The sequence below is a fragment of the Streptomyces alboflavus genome, assembly GCF_000716675.1.
Taxonomy (GTDB): Bacteria; Actinomycetota; Actinomycetes; order Streptomycetales; family Streptomycetaceae; genus Streptomyces; species Streptomyces alboflavus.
In genome coordinates this window covers 126,420-140,672 of record NZ_JNXT01000011.1, presented here as the reverse complement: position 1 = coordinate 140,672, position 14,253 = coordinate 126,420, and the positions used below count along the sequence as shown (strand labels likewise).

The window sequence follows — 14,253 nt, the reverse complement described above, 5'->3', positions numbered from 1 at the left end:
CCCCACCCCCATAGACCTCCTCCCCCGAGCCCCCCGCGGCTTCCACGGACGCGCCGCCGAGTTCACCGCGCTGTCCCGGGCGGCCGCGGGCGAGGCCCCGGTGTGCCTGGTCACGGGCCCCGCGGGCGTCGGCAAGACCGCGGTCGTGGTGCAGTGGGCGCACCGCAACCGCGCGGCCTTCCCCGACGGCCGGCTCTACGCCGACCTGCGCGGCTTCGCCGACACGGGCGAGCCGTCCGTCCTCGACGTCCTGCGGGAGTTCCTGCCCGCCCTCGGCGTGCCGCCGCGCCGGATACCGGAGTCGGCGAACGGCGCGGCCGCGCTGTTCCGCTCCCTCGCCGCCGAGCGTCAACTCCTCGTCGTACTCGACAACGTACGGGATTCCGAGCAGGTCAGACCGCTGCTGCCGGGCGGTGCCCGGTGCGTCACCGTCGTCACGAGCCGCAACCGGCTGCGCGGGCTCATCGCGAGTGACGCGGCCCGGCCGCTGCCCGTGGACGTCCTCGGGCCGAAGGACGGCACGGCGCTGCTCGCCGGGGTGCTCGGCCAGGAGCGGGTGCTCGCGGAGCCGGTGGCCGCGCGCCGTCTCGCGGAGCTGTGCGGCGGTCTTCCGCTCGCGCTGCGGGTGGTGGCGGCGCGGCTCGCGGACCACCCGCAGTGGACGCTGGCGGCGATGGCCGCCGAACTGTCCGACGAGTCGCGGCGCTCGGTGCTCCTGGACGTGGAGGACACCGGCGTGCGGGCGGCGCTGCGGCTGACGCTGCGGCAGCTCCCCGAGGCCGTCGGGCACCACTTCGCGCAGCTCGGCCGCCACCCGGGCACCCACCTGGACCGGTACGCGGCGGCGGCGCTCGCGGGCACGGACCCGGACACCGCCGAGGCCTCCCTGGAGCGGATGGCCGCCGCGCACCTGCTGACCCGGACCGCGCCGGACCGCTGGACCCTGCACGACCTGGTGCGCCTTTACGCCCGCGGCCTGGACGCGGACCCCGAGGCACTGCCGCGCGTCCTCGACCACTGTGTGGCCACGGCGCTCGCGGCGGCCCAGGCTGCCGAACCCGGTGACGAGCCGTGCTTCACACTCCCGGACGGCTTCCGGGAGCCGCACACGGTACGGGAGTTCGCGGACCGGTCCGCCGCCATGGACTGGTACGCGGCCGAGCGCGAGGACCTGGCGCTCGCGGCGGGCGCGGCGGACGCGGCCGGTCTGCACGACCGGACCTGGCGGATCGTGCTCGCGCTGTGGCCGCTGGTGGTGTGGCGGGTGCGGGACGGCTGGGCGCCGCTCCTCCAGACGGCGCTGCGGGCGGCCCGCAGCGCCGACGACCCGTACGCGCAGGCGCGGGTCCTCGCGCTGCTCGGCTGGGTCCTGACGGAGGAGGGCCGCACGGCCGAGGCCCTGGCCCACCTGGAGGCGGCACCACCGCTCGCGGCGCGGGCGGGCGACCCGCGCGGCGAGGCGACGGCGCTGGTGAACCTGTCCCTCGCGCAGGCGGCCCTCGGCGGCACGGACGAGGCCGTGCAGGGTTGCCTGCGGGCGGCGGACCTGGCCCGTACGGCCGGTGACGGCAACACCGAACGCCTCGCCCTGCACCACCTGGCCCGCCACCAACTGGCCGCGCGGGACTGGCAGTCGGCCCTGGACACGGCGCACGCGGCCCTTGCCCTCACGCCCCCGCGGGAGGACCCGAGCGCGGGCCGGGTCCTCCTCGTCACGGCCGCCGGCGAGGCGCTGCTCGGCCTCGGCGACGAGGCGGAGGGCATCCGCCGCCTGGACGCGGCGGCGCGCGAGGCGGAGTCGAGCGGCTTCGACGAGGGCGCGGTGCGGGCCCTGGAGGTGCTGCTCCGGGTGTCGGCGCAGGACGGTTTCCGGGAGCGGCACGAGGCGGCGGCGCGGCGGCTCGCGGCGGGCGCGGATCCGGGCTGACCGGCCAGGACTCCCCCGTCTCCGGCACGTGAGCGGGACGGCAGCGGCGCGTGAGCGGAACGACAGCGGGTGGGCCCAGTCTGGTGTCAACGGCGGGAACGACCGCCAGGACCGCACCACCCCAGGGGGAGCACCATCATGCGTACGTCTCGGATCCGCACCGCCGCACTCGCCGCCACCACCGCCGCGCTGGCCCTCGCCACGCTGACCGCCTGCGGCAGCTCGGACGGCGGCGACGACGCGAAGGGCGCGGGAAAGAGCGGCGCCGTCGTCTCGGAGAAGGCGAGCGGGGGGAAGTCCGGCGCGGCCGAGGGCGGCACGGGCACCGGGGGCGCGACCGTCGACGCGGCCAAGGACACGGACGCCGGGTCGTCCTCGGCGGAGGGCGCGACGGCCAACGCCCGCAAGGGCTCCGGGACTCAGGGCTCCGGGTCGCAGGCCTCCGGCTCGAAGGGCTCGGGCTCGAAGGCCTCCGCCGCCGGGGTCCGGGCGTGCGACGGCCAGGAGATCTCGTACTCCGTCACGCACCGCTTCGCGAAGCAGCGCGGCGAGCACCTGCTCATCACCGCCACCAACGCGGACTCCAAGGCGTGCTACGTCACGTCGTTCCCGTCGGTGATGCTCGGCGACACCGTGACCGTGCTGCCCCACTCCGCCAAGGACACCCCCGGCGGCGGCAAGGCCCTCACGATCAAGCCCGGCGGCAAGGTCTACGCGGCCGTGAACCTGTTCACCGACGGCGCGCGGACGCACACCTCCACCGACCTCAGCATCGCCCTGCAGGACCACACCGGCGACACCGGCCCCGGCGTCGGCCAGGAGGCCTTCGATGCCAAGGGCGTGCCGTCGAAGTTCACGTGGTCGACGGCCGACGTCACCAACTGGAACACGGCGAAGCCCTACAACTTCTGACCCACCCGGCACTCCCGGCCCTCCCGGAACTTCTGATCGGCCGACTCCCCCAGAAGGCGATCAGTCGCAGGAACGCCCCCTGTCGCGCGTGTGCGCGGCGGGGGCGTTCTGGTTTCCCCGTCAGGCTTCCTCATGCGGTACGACGACGACCTGCACGTCGTCCTCGTACACGATGCGGCCGGGGTCGGCCGAGCGGACCGTGCGGCAGGGGACGCCGTGGGCGGCGAGGATGTCCAGGTAGCCGGGGACGCGCTCGATGAGGTGGGTGGCGGTCGCCTTGAACCAGGCGACCGCGCCGGGGTTCGCCTCGCGGTCGTAGGCGTCGGACGGCGTGGTGTACGCGGCGTCGTACCAGTCGTTGGTGGCGCGCCAGAAGCCGCGCTGCTCGGGGGTGAGCTTCCCTTCCCGGGCGAGGGTGTTCACCAGGAAGAACACGCCCGGGCGCACCCCGCGTTCGTGCGGGGTCGGGGACTCGAAGCGGATGTACGCCGTCTCTGTGGCGGCCCTCGCGGCCGTACTCGTCTCGTCGGTCACCGGCGCATCCTCGCATCGGCGGCGGCGACCCAGTGGGGTGCCCCGGCCCGCTCGGCGACGGCGCGCGCCTGCCGGTGGTGCCGGGCGGCGGCATCGGGCCGTCCGAGGGCGGCGGCGAGATCGCCGAGGTAGAGGGCCACGGGCTCCAGGGTCAGGACGCCGCTCCCGGCTCCGGCCAACTCGCCGCCTGCGGGCAGCAGTTCGCGATACAGGCCGTCGAGGACGTCCGGCGGGGCGGCGCCGGAGCGGAGGGCGGCGCGGGCGCGGAGGCAGAGGCGGGCTTCGAGGAGTTGGTCGTACGCGAGTGGGTGGGCGCTCTCCGCGTCCGCGTCGGCCTCGGCGCTCGCGCCCCCGCTCTGCACCCGCAGGCACAGCAACGCCAACTCCAACAGCCCCGCGCCCCCTTCCCCTTCCCCTTCTCCCTCCATCCCGCTCATCCCCCCACCCCGCATCCGCGCCGCAGCCGCCCGGCACCCGGCCTCCGCCTCCGGCACCCGTCCGGCGACGGCGGCACGCAGCGCCGCGTACCACTCGGTGAACACCCCGGCCAGCGGCAGCCCGTGCCGTTCGGCGAGGCGGTCGACGGCGGCGGCGTGGCCGTCGGCGCGGTCGAAGTCGGCGAGCGCGGAGTGGGCCTGGAGCAGCATCAGGTGGCCGAGGACTTCGAAGGCGACGAGGTCGTGGCGGGCGGCGAGGGTGGTCAACTCCTCGCCGATGCGGGCGCGTTCGGGGCCGAGTCCGGGGCGGTGGAAGGTGTGCAGGTAGCGGGCGTTGAGGGCGAAGGCGAGGAGCGCGGCGGAGTCGGCGCCGCCGCGCGGGGCAGCCTCGGCGGCTGCGGTTCCCGCTGCCGGGTCGGCCTCCTCACCGGCACCGGCACCGGCTCCGACCTCGCCCGCTCCGGCAGCCTCCCCGACCGCCCGCGCCAGCCGCTCCGCCTCCCGGGCCGCCTCCGCACCCCGTTCCGTCCGGGAACCGCGCGTCTCCATGCCGACGGTGCTGAGCAGGCGGCTGCGGGTGGCCCGGCGGGCCGGGGTGCCGTCGTCCGGGAGGGCGTCGAGGGTGCGCAGGGCGGCGGCGACGATGCGGCGGGAGAGGGCTTCGTCGTCGTTGCGGGCCCAGATGCCCGGTACGTCGAAGGCGCCGATGACGCGGGCGGTCAGCTCGGGGTCGCCGGTCTTCTCGGCGGCGGCGAGGGCTTCGGCGCGGTACCGGCGGGCCTCGGCGAGTCCGCCGGTGACGGCGAGGTTCCGTACGAGCCCCATGACGATCCCGAGCCGCGCCCGGCCCCCGGCCGGATCACCCGACCGCCCCCGACCCAAGGCCGGATCACCCGACCACCCCCGACCCAAGGCCGGATCACCCGACCACCCCCGGCCCCCGGCCGACTCCCCGCCCCCACCCCGGTCATACGCGTCCAGCGCCGCCCCCCACAGCCGCACCGCCTCGTGCGGCGCGAAGGCGTTCTCGGCGCGGCTGGCCGCCCGTGCGGCGAAGTCGGCGGCGCGGGCGGCGACTTCGCGGGTGCCCGCGCCGAGGTAGTGGTGGGCGATGGCTTCGACGGAGTCGGGCCGCAGGTCTTCGAGGAGTTCCGCGACGGCGGTGTGCAGCCGGGCGCGGCGGGGCGCGGACAGGTCCCGGTAGAGGGTCTCCCGCACGAGCGCGTGCGCGAACTCGACCCGCTCGCCCTCCCCCGCGCCCTGCCCCGCACCCTGTCCCTCCAGGGCGCCCCCGACGAGGAACCCCGCCGCGACCCCGGCGTCGACCGCCTCCAGGACGGCGTCCTCGTCCCCGGTGAGCGCGGTCAGCACGTCCAGGTCGACGGCGGGCCCGATCAGCGCGGCGCGCAGCAGCACCGCGCGGGCCCCGGCGGGCAGCGCGCCCAGCCTGCGGCGCACGATGTCCCTGACGCCCGCCGGGACTTGGGAGAGGGCGGCGGTCCCTTCGGTGGCGTACAGGCGGACGATCTCGCGTACGAAGAAGGGGTTGCCGCCGCTGCGGTGGTGCACGGCGCGGACGGTGGCCGCGTCGAGGGGGCGCGGGGAGACGGCTCGCGCGAGTTCGCCCACGGCGGTCTCGTCCAGCGGCCCGACCCGCACCCGTACGGGCTCGGCCCGGGCCACGCGTCCCAGCAACTCCCGTACGCCGTCGGGGACTTCTCCGTCCCGGTACGTGCCCACGACCAGCACGGGCCGCTCCATCGGCCGCTCCACCAGGGAGGCGAGCAGTTCCAGCGTTCCGCTGTCGGCCCAGTGCAGGTCGTCGAGCACGAGCAGCAGGGGGCGCCCCCGATCGGCGGCGGCTCTCGCGATCAGCTCCCCCACCCGCCGGTACCACCAGAACCGGTCCCCGCCCGCGCCCCCCTCGTCACAGACCCCCAGCTCTCCCAGGATCTCGACCCAGGGCCACCCGGCAGGAACCCCGCCCTGCTCCGAGGCCCGCCCCCAGGCGGCGGCCCACCCTGCTCCCGTCAGCCGGTCCGCCAACTCCCGTACGAGGGCGGTCTTCCCGGCCCCGGCGTCCCCGGAGACCAGGGCGAGGGCGAGCCGCGCTTCCCGCACGACGCCACGAGCGGCGGTTTCCAGGCGGCCCACCTCCGCCCCGCGCCCGACGAGCCCGTCCCGCCGCCCGGCAGCACCCTCGTCCACCACTCCGGTTTCCGCTTGAGCAGCAGCGGGCTCGCCCTCGGGGCGGGAGCTGTCGTCGTGGCGCCCGCGAACCGGGCCGGGCCCCCAGGGCGTGACGGGGACCCGCTGAGCCAGAATCTCCCCCTCCAGCCTCCGAAGCGCTTCCCCGGGATCCACCCCCAGCTCCCCCACGAGTCGCTCCCGGGCCCTCCGCAACACCCCCAGGGCATCCCCCTGCCGTCCCGCCCGGACCAGGGCGACCGCCAGCAGCCCCCAGGCCTCCTCCCGCCACGGGTGTTCCTCGACATGCGCCTCCAGGTCGAGCACGGCCTCCCCGGCCCTGCCCAGGGCCAGCGCGGCGTCGGCGCGCCGCTCCACGGCGAGCAGCCGCAGCCCGTCGAGGCGCCCGGCCTCCGCGCGGGCCCAGTCCTGTCCGGCCCACTCGGCGTACGCGGGCCCGCGCCACGCAGCGAGCGCGTCGTCGAGGAGTCCCAGGGCGGCCCCCGCCGAGTCACCGGCGCCGGGAGCGAGGAGACGCCCGGCCTCCGCCACGGCGGCCTCGAACCGCCAGGCATCCACCGCCCCACCGCCCGCGAGCAGCGCGTACCCGGGCCCGGACGTCACCAGGAGCCGTGCGGGCGCCCGCCGGGACCGCCCCGGCTCAAGGACCTTGCGCAGGTCCCCGACGAACGTCCGGATCGCCCCGACGGCCCTCGGCGGCGGCTCGTCCCAGAAGTCGTCGACCATCCAGTCCACGGGAACGGTCCGCCGCCGGGCGACAAGGAGGCGGGCGAGTACGGCACGGTGCCGGGGTCCCTTGAGGTCGAGGGTGCGCCCGTCCGCGTCCCGGGCGGCGAGGGCCCCGAGGACCTGGAACGTCACGTCACCGGCCCCCGGCCCGGCGCTCTCCTCCTGCGGCACCCCTTCAACGTACCGCCCGTCACCTGCATGGACCCGCTGCTGATCGGTTGCTGATCCGGGCCGCGCAGGCTGAAGCCATGACACCCGACACAGCCGGGGCACCCGAGCCCCGCATCGAAGGCTTCCGCTACGACCGGATCCCGGTCACCGACGGCGGCGTCCACCTCCATGCCGCCGTCGGCGGCGACCCCGGCCGCCCCGCCGTCGTGCTCCTGCACGGCTTCCCCCAGACCCACCTCATGTGGCGCCACGTGGCGGCGGACCTCGCGGCGGACCACCACGTGATCTGCCCGGACCTGCGCGGGTACGGCGCCAGCGACAAACCGGCGGAGGCGGCGGACGGCCAGACGTACGCCAAGCGGACGATGGCGGCGGACGTGGTCGCCCTCGCCCGGGCCCTCGGCCACGAGCGGTTCGCGCTCGCGGGCCACGACCGGGGCGCGCTGGTGGCGATCCGCGCGGGCCTGGACCACCCGGACGCGGTCACGCACCTGGCGTCGCTCGACGTCCTGCCGACGCTGGACATGTGGGACGTCATGCGCGGCACGTCCGCGGCGATCGGCTTCCACCTGTACCTGATGGCGCAGCCGCCGGGCCTCCCCGAGCGGATGATCTCGGCGGACCCGGACGGCTTCTTCGGCCACTTCCTCGACGTGTGGTCGGCGTCGCCGGGCGCCGTGCCGCCGGACGTGCGGGCCGCGTACCTGCGGGCGTGCCGCGAGGCGGTCCCCTCGATCGTCGCGGACGTCCGCGCGTCGGCGTTCGCGGACGTCGAGCACGACACGGCGGACCGCATCGCGGGCAACGCGCTGCGGATGCCGGTCGCGGTCCTCCAGCAGGACTGGGGCGCGGCCCTCGGCTTCGACGCGGCGGGCCTGTGGCGCAGGTGGGCCCCGGACCTCACGCACCGGACCGTGTCGTGCGGCCATTTCATGGCGGAGGAGGCCCCGAAGGAGGTCACGGCGGCCCTGCGGGACCTCCTCGCCCGCTGAGGACGGGGGCTCCGCCCGGCCGGGGGTGGATCTAGCCTGACCCCATGCCAACGAACCGGCTCAGCAACGGAATCCGCCTCTCGTACGACGACCACGGCGGCCACGGCGACCACGCCGGCCACGACGGCCGCCCGGGCCAGGGCGTCCCTCTCGTCCTGGTCCACGGCCACCCCTTCGACCGCTCCCTCTGGGACCCCCAGGTCAGGGCCCTCGCCGACACGCACCGCGTGATCACCTTCGATCTGCGCGGCTACGGCACCTCCGCCGCCCCGGAGGGCGAGGCCAACGCCCCCGTCACCGACTTCGGCGACTTCGCCCGCGACCTCCTGGCCCTCCTGGACCACCTGGACGTGGCGCGCTGCGCGCTGGGCGGGGTGTCGATGGGCGGCCAGATCGTGATGGACGCCTGCGCCCGGTTCCCGGAGCGGATAGCGGGGGTGCTGCTCGCCGACACGTCCCCGGCGACGGACACGGAGGCGGGGAAGGCGTTCCGCCGGGAGACGGCGGAGCGGCTCCTCGCCGAGGGCATGAAGGGGTACGCGGAGGAGGTGCTGCACAAGATGGCGGCGCCGTACAACGAGGAGGCCGCCGCGCACGTGCTCCGCATGATGCTGGCGGCGTCCCCGGAGGGCGCGGCGGCGGCGCTGCGCGCCCGCGCCGAGCGCCCCGACTACCGGCCGGTGCTGCCGGGCGTCACGGTCCCTGCCCTGGTGGTCGTGGGCAGGGACGACACGTACACGCCGGTCGCGGACGCGGAGGCGATGCACGCCGTGCTCCCCGACGCGCGGCTGTGCGTGATCGAGCGGGCGGCGCACCTGCCGAACCTGGAGCGGCCGCAGGAGTTCAACGCGGCGGTACGGGACTGGCTGGCGCGCGTCGCCTAGGCGGGCAGTGTGGGGGTGCCGACACCGGCGGAACCCCCGGCACTGGTGTCGACACCCCCGCCGGTCAGCCGCGCCGCGATCTCCTCCGCCGTCAGGACGAGCGCGAACCCCTTGCGCAGCACGGCGAGTTCCGGCTCCTGCCGGGACTCGTCGTCGGTGGCGGTGACGTCGGCGCCGAAGACGACCTGGTAGCCGCGTTCGTAGGCCTGGCGGGCGGTGGTGCCGCAGCAGTAGTTGGTGAGGGTGCCCGTGACGACGACGGTGTCACGGCCGAGGTTGCGGAGCATCGTGTCGAGCGGGGTGTCGTAGAAGGCGCCGTAGGACGGCTTGCGGATGACGGGCTCGTCGGGGCGGCGGCCGAGCGGGGCCCAGACCTCGGCGGGGCCGGGGCGGCGCCAGTCGGTGTCGCCGTGCGGCAGGGCGGCGAGGCCGCGGGGCCGGTCGAGGCCGAGGTGGGTGTCGTCGAAGATCGTCCAAATGACGGGGACTTCGGCGGCGCGGCACGCCTCGACGAGGCCGTGCAGGCGGGGTGCCATGCGGGTCGCGGCCGGCACCCAGTAGGGGCTCCAGCCCGGCCGTACGAACTCGTCCTGCATGTCGATGACCAGCAGCGCGGTGCGATCTGCCCGGATGTCGAAGGTGGCCCGGCCGTGCGCGTAGGCGTCCCGTGCCCGCGCGGTCACCCATTCCTCGGTGTACTCCATGCACTCGCCCATGCCCACACCCCTCACCTTCCGGTACCTCGATTCGAGGTACCTCGATTCGATGTGCGAGACTAGCACCATGCTCGAACTCGCGATCCTGGGTTTTCTGGCCGACGGCCCGCTGCACGGCTATGAACTGCGGCGCCGGATCGCGCACTTGTCGGGCCACACCCGCCCGGTCAGCGACGGCAGCCTCTATCCGGCGATCAACCGCCTGGTCACGGCGGGACTCCTTGACCGCCGCACCGAGCCGGGCGCGTCGGCGGCGCGGCGGCACACCCTGAGCCTCACGGACGAGGGCCGCGCCGACCTCGTACGCCGCCTGCGGGAGCCCGCCGACCTGGACATCAGCGACGGCGCCCGCTTCTTCACGGTCCTGGCGTTCCTGTCCCAACTGCCCGACATGGCCGACCAGCACGCGGTGCTTCGGCGCCGCCTCGCGTTCCTGGAGGAGCCCGCGAGCTTCTTCCACGACTTCCGCGACGGGGACCGCCCGCTGGCGGCCGAGGACATCGAGGACCCGTACCGCAGGGGCATGTTGACGATCGCGCGGGCGACGAGCCGGGCCGAGCGGGCGTGGCTGCGCGAGGCGCTCGACGAATGACCGAAGCCGTGGCCGAAGAGGGGAGTTTCTACCACTGCCTTCCGGCCACGCCGCTTTCGATAATGCGTACATGAAGAGCACACGACAGAACACCGACGCGGCCCCGGGCGGCTTCAGCGCCACGGGTGGCATCAGCGCCACGGGTGGCGTCAAGGCCTTCCGCCGCTCCCTGACCCTGTGGTTCCAGGCCCACCGCGCGATGTGCCTGTCGCTGTGGATCGGCGTCGTGTGGTCGACGCTGCGCGGCCCGGTGGGCCTGAAGCTGCTTCCGGGCACGGTGCGCAGGGTGCGGGCCCTCGCGGACCGGCAGCGGGCGTACGCGGCGCGCTGGTCGGGCGTCGAGATCCCCGCGGTGTACCCGGAGCTGCCCGCGTCCGGCGCGGAGCGGGCGAAGGCGCTGCGCTCGCAGCTGCTCGACAAGGGCAACCAGGTGCACCGGGACTGGCGCTGGGTGCACGTGCACGCGTTCGTGGGCGGGGCGATCGCCTTCGGGCCGCTGGCGCTCGCCCTCACCGGGGTGTGGGGGATCTGGACGGCGGCGATGGGGACGGAGCTGCCCGCCGAGTGGGACAGCATGTGGTTCCTGTTCATCCCGGTCGGGGACCCGGCGACGGCGGCACTCGCGGGCGTGCTCGGGACGGCACTGCTCCCCCTGTCGGTGTTCTGGGCGGCCCCGTTCGCGCTGCGCCTGCACGGCCGCTATCTGAACCTGCTGCTCGCGCCGAGCGAGTCCGAGCTGCTCGCGGCCCGCGTGGAGCACCTGAAGACGACCCGCTCCGATGCCGTGGACACCCAGATGTCGGAGATCCGCCGCATCGAGCGGGACCTGCACGACGGCGCGCAGGCACGCCTCGTGGCGATGGGCATGACCCTCAACGCCGCCGAGCACCTCCTGGAGACCGACCCGGACGCCGTCCGCGACCTCCTGATCGAGGCCCGCCAGTCCTCGACGGCCGCCCTGAAGGAGCTCCGTGACCTGGTCAAGGGCATCCACCCGCCGATCCTCGCGGACCGCGGCCTTGCCGATGCCGTACGCTCCCTCGCGATGATCAGCCCCCTGCGCACCGAGGTCGCCATCGACCTCCCCTCCCGCCCCGAACCGCCCGTCGAGTCGGCGATGTACTTCGCGATGGCGGAGATCCTCACGAACGCGGCGAAGCACTCCGGCGGCGAGCGCTGCTGGATCGACCTGCGGTACGAGGCCGGGGCGCTGCGGGCGTCCGTCGTGGACGACGGGCAGGGCGGCGCGGACGTGTCGGCCGGGACCGGACTGCGCGGGGTCGAGCGGCGCCTGGCCCACTTCGACGGCGTCCTCGCCGTGAGCAGCCCGCCGGGCGGCCCGACCCAGATGACGATGGAGCTGCCGTGCGAGTTGTCCTCGCCGAAGACCACTTCCTGCTGAGGGACGGGGTCACCCGCCTCCTCGAGGCCTTCGGCCACGAGGTCCTGGCCGCCGTCGACAACGGCCCTCTCCTCCACGAGGCCCTGACGACCCTGCGCCCCGACGTCGCCGTGGTCGACGTCCGCCTCCCGCCGACGTTCAGCGACGAGGGCCTGCGCGCGGCGGTCTCGGCCCGGACGGAGGTGCCGGGCCTGCCGGTCCTGCTCCTCTCCCAGTACGTCGAGCCCCTGTACGCCCACGAGTTGCTGGCCACCGGCTCCGAGGGCGTCGGCTACATCCTCAAGGAACGCGTCTCCGACGGCGCCGAGTTCATCGCGACGATCCAGCGCGTCGCGGGCGGCGGCACGGCGATGGACCCCGAGGTGGTCTCCAAGCTCGTCACCGGCAAGTCCCGGGACGAGCCCCTGAACTCCCTCACCCCGCGCGAGCGCGAGGTCCTGGAGTGCCTGGCGCAAGGCCTGTCCAACGCGGGCATCGCGGAGACCCTGTTCGTGACGGAGAAGGCCGTGGCCAAGCACGTCAGCAACATCTTCATGAAGCTGCACCTGCCACCGACGGAGTCGGCGAACCGGCGGGTGCTCGCCGTACTGGCGTACTTGGACCGCTAGGGCGTCGACCGCGCGAGGCGGGGATGCCCTACCGTGTCCCCGTCCCTGAGGATGACCACCCGGAGGCAGACCCCATGGCCGAGTTGATCAGCCGCGAGGAAGTGCCCGTCGAAGTCGACTACTACGGCCTTGCCCTTGAGGACTGGGACGACAGTCAGGTACCCGTTCCCTTCCCCGAAGGGTGGGAAGCCGGGCCCTTCCTGCAAGCACGCACCGGACGCCTGGACTTCACCAGTGCGGGACACACGCACACCGCGACGATGACGATCGAGGTCTGGGACCAGGAACCCGCCGCCCCGCCTGGCGACTGGGAGGAATCCGCCCTCGCCCAGATCACCAGCACATCAGGGCAACTCCGCGCGTCCGCCGTCGCGAGCGGCCCGATGCTTGACCCCATCCACCTGTCCGACGGGGCAGGCAGCTGGACCGTCCGGGCCGTATGCCGAGGTCGCGCCGACGTCGAAGTCCAGGCACGGGACGAGGCAGTTGAAGGTGTGGAGCAGTATCTGCTGCAGTTCTGGCCGCAGGCCTGACACCGCGGGCCGGGGAGGGCGACCCGGCCCCCGCCCCCGGCCTGGCAACGGCTATGACGTGATCTTGACCAAGAACCCGTCATCCGGCCCGTCGAGCAACCGGTTCTTCCGGTAGTACTGACCGAGCAGCGTTCCCGCAGCCCCGTTCGACTTCTTGTCCAGCGCCTTCACGCTGAAATTCTTCGGATGCACACGGTAGTCATACTTTGAAGCAGCCGACCCCTCATAGGTGGTCTTGAAGGGGAACTCGTCGCACTCCTTCCTTCCACCATCGGTGTAGTTGTCGCCGAAATGCTTCTTGCAGTTGTAGCGCGACTTGTTGTAGTTCTCTTTCTGTCGATTCTTGTCCTTGAAAAGGCGTGTCAGCGGTTCATCCGCGACCCGCCCGGGCAGCCTCTTCCCGCTGTACGGCGGCTGCGTGCGGCCGGGGTTCGTGAACGCCAGCTTGATGTGCTTCGCCACGTCCTTTTCGGGCGCGCTGCCCGCAGTGCTGTACTTCAGCGCGGTCGACACGCTGAATATCGCCGCACCCTTCGCGCTGTTCGGGAGGTACTTGGCCTTGTCCCAGCGTGGCGGCAGCATGAACAGGTCACCGCCGACGGGGTCCACCTCCCCCCACCCCGGCGGAGGAGTCGCCTTGATGGTGGGCTGATAGACAGCGAAAATGCTCTTGTCCGAACCGCTTCCCTGATCCGCGGCCGCGTACACCGTGTGCTTGAACTTCCCGCCGTCAAGAAGCTGGGCCCAGGTCCGTCTCACCGGCATGGAGGTGCCCACCCCGCCGTGCTTGTAGCGCGCGCGAGCCGGCCAACTCTTCGTGATCTTCGCATTGGTGCTGATGCGCATGCCCCGCGCATTGTGCACGCCCGTCGCCACGAAGCTGGTGAAGTGGTAGACGACAGTCATCGTGCGGCTGTCCTTCGGGATCGTCCCGATGGCAAGGACCGTGAACGAACTCGCGCCGACCGGCCGGCCCTCGCGCAGCCACACCGTCTTGAACGTGTTGCCCGAACACACCGCGAACCGTGACCTGATGTAGAACTTCTTGCCCGCAAGGCCGCTGGTGCACTGCTGGGGAGTCATCGTGTGCGCAGGCTCCGGCAACGTAACCGCTGCCGCCGACAAGCCACCCCTGCCCCTTGCCTCAGCCTCGCCCTCCACCTCCGTCGACGAGTCCGCACCGGCCCGCGGCATCGCCTCCCGCGCCGGCCCCACCGTCTCCCGCGGCAGCTCCCCTTGCGCCGACCGCTCCTCTTGAGAAGCGCGCAGACGCTCAACGGCTCCCGGCTTCCGCAACTCGTCGAGGTCCGGCAGCTTGCCGTCGACCGGCCCGACGGCCGTCATGACCTCCTGCTCCGGCTCCTCGGACCCTTGAGCGCTCTCCAACGGAGCGACCACCGCCGCCAACAGCGCGGGTATCAGCACCGCCGACAAGCGCAGACGCGATCTGCGCGTTCCGATTCCCTGCACAAGCCCCCCTCAGCACGTGAGCCGAAGCCACCCCACGCGGCACGGCCGAACATACGTACCAGGGGGGTTCATCGTTCCGAGAGGCAGCACAACGCAGCTGGCGCGATTGCGACTGAGAATGGCCAAGGGGTACAGCGG

General features: G+C 73.9%; 12 protein-coding genes. 8 read left to right on the top strand and 4 right to left on the bottom strand.

Features of this window, described 5'->3' with window-relative positions:
- Nucleotides 1–1,927, top strand: a 1,927-nt coding sequence (locus tag OO63_RS11330) for an NB-ARC domain-containing protein (protein ID WP_033264021.1), incomplete at its 5' end; no start/stop codon positions are given.
- Between the two features lie 138 nt (nt 1,928–2,065).
- Nucleotides 2,066–2,839: a DUF4232 domain-containing protein gene (locus tag OO63_RS11325; RefSeq protein WP_030359729.1), complete on the top strand. Its 774-nt coding sequence runs from the start codon at nt 2,066–2,068 to the stop codon at nt 2,837–2,839.
- Nucleotides 2,840–2,959: 120 nt separating this feature from the next.
- Here OO63_RS11325 and OO63_RS11320 read toward each other — a convergent pair whose 3' ends face one another.
- Together OO63_RS11320 and OO63_RS11315 are read right to left on the bottom strand one after the other, a co-directional pair.
- A complete protein-coding gene (locus tag OO63_RS11320) occupies nt 2,960–3,373 on the bottom strand; it encodes a hypothetical protein (protein ID WP_051810755.1) in 414 nt (137 codons plus the stop codon).
- Nucleotides 3,370–6,918 carry a BTAD domain-containing putative transcriptional regulator gene (locus tag OO63_RS11315; protein ID WP_199822016.1) on the bottom strand — a complete coding sequence of 1,183 codons (3,549 nt, stop codon included), beginning with the start codon at nt 6,916–6,918 and terminating at the stop codon, nt 3,370–3,372. The genes OO63_RS11320 and OO63_RS11315 overlap by 4 nt, the downstream gene beginning before the upstream one ends.
- A gap of 77 nt (nt 6,919–6,995) precedes the next feature.
- Between OO63_RS11315 and OO63_RS11310 the strand changes: the two genes are divergently transcribed.
- Both OO63_RS11310 and OO63_RS11305 read left to right on the top strand, forming a co-directional pair.
- Entirely contained in the window at nt 6,996–7,910 is a 915-nt protein-coding gene (locus OO63_RS11310) for an alpha/beta fold hydrolase (protein ID WP_030359726.1), read from the top strand.
- Between the two features lie 44 nt (nt 7,911–7,954).
- Nucleotides 7,955–8,794, top strand: a complete 840-nt coding sequence (locus OO63_RS11305; RefSeq protein WP_030359725.1) for an alpha/beta fold hydrolase — start codon at nt 7,955–7,957, stop codon at nt 8,792–8,794.
- Here OO63_RS11305 and OO63_RS11300 read toward each other — a convergent pair.
- Nucleotides 8,791–9,510: a cysteine hydrolase family protein gene (locus tag OO63_RS11300; protein ID WP_234311248.1), complete on the bottom strand. Its 720-nt coding sequence runs from the start codon at nt 9,508–9,510 to the stop codon at nt 8,791–8,793. The genes OO63_RS11305 and OO63_RS11300 overlap by 4 nt on opposite strands.
- A gap of 67 nt (nt 9,511–9,577) precedes the next feature.
- Between OO63_RS11300 and OO63_RS11295 the strand changes: the two genes are divergently transcribed.
- The 4 genes from OO63_RS11295 to OO63_RS11280 all read left to right on the top strand — a co-directional run bounded on the left by OO63_RS11295 (nt 9,578) and on the right by OO63_RS11280 (nt 12,645).
- Complete coding sequence (locus OO63_RS11295) at nt 9,578–10,102, top strand: PadR family transcriptional regulator (RefSeq protein WP_030359723.1); 525 nt, start codon at nt 9,578–9,580, stop codon at nt 10,100–10,102.
- A gap of 70 nt (nt 10,103–10,172) precedes the next feature.
- Nucleotides 10,173–11,504, top strand: a complete 1,332-nt coding sequence (locus OO63_RS11290) for a sensor histidine kinase (protein WP_033264020.1) — start codon at nt 10,173–10,175, stop codon at nt 11,502–11,504.
- Nucleotides 11,468–12,112: a LuxR C-terminal-related transcriptional regulator gene (locus OO63_RS11285; RefSeq protein WP_030359721.1), complete on the top strand. Its 645-nt coding sequence runs from the start codon at nt 11,468–11,470 to the stop codon at nt 12,110–12,112. The genes OO63_RS11290 and OO63_RS11285 overlap by 37 nt, the downstream gene beginning before the upstream one ends.
- Nucleotides 12,113–12,186: 74 nt before the next feature.
- Nucleotides 12,187–12,645 carry a hypothetical protein gene (locus OO63_RS11280; protein WP_030359720.1) on the top strand — a complete coding sequence of 153 codons (459 nt, stop codon included), beginning with the start codon at nt 12,187–12,189 and terminating at the stop codon, nt 12,643–12,645.
- A 51-nt stretch (nt 12,646–12,696) separates the two neighbouring features.
- Here the strand turns inward: OO63_RS11280 and OO63_RS43405 are convergent, their stop codons facing one another.
- Nucleotides 12,697–14,079 (bottom strand): hypothetical protein, encoded by a 1,383-nt coding sequence (locus tag OO63_RS43405; protein WP_051810753.1) that lies wholly within the window; start codon nt 14,077–14,079, stop codon nt 12,697–12,699.
- Nucleotides 14,080–14,253 lie beyond the last annotated feature (174 nt).

Coding starts and splice junctions, on each gene's coding strand:
- OO63_RS11280 (WP_030359720.1), top strand. CDS start 12,187: ATGGCCGAGTTGATCAGCCGCGAGGAAGTGCCCGTCGAAGTCGACTAC.
- OO63_RS11300 (WP_234311248.1), bottom strand. CDS start 9,510: ATGGGCGAGTGCATGGAGTACACCGAGGAATGGGTGACCGCGCGGGCA.
- OO63_RS11305 (WP_030359725.1), top strand. CDS start 7,955: ATGCCAACGAACCGGCTCAGCAACGGAATCCGCCTCTCGTACGACGAC.
- OO63_RS11325 (WP_030359729.1), top strand. CDS start 2,066: ATGCGTACGTCTCGGATCCGCACCGCCGCACTCGCCGCCACCACCGCC.
- OO63_RS11290 (WP_033264020.1), top strand. CDS start 10,173: ATGAAGAGCACACGACAGAACACCGACGCGGCCCCGGGCGGCTTCAGC.
- OO63_RS11310 (WP_030359726.1), top strand. CDS start 6,996: ATGACACCCGACACAGCCGGGGCACCCGAGCCCCGCATCGAAGGCTTC.
- OO63_RS11295 (WP_030359723.1), top strand. CDS start 9,578: ATGCTCGAACTCGCGATCCTGGGTTTTCTGGCCGACGGCCCGCTGCAC.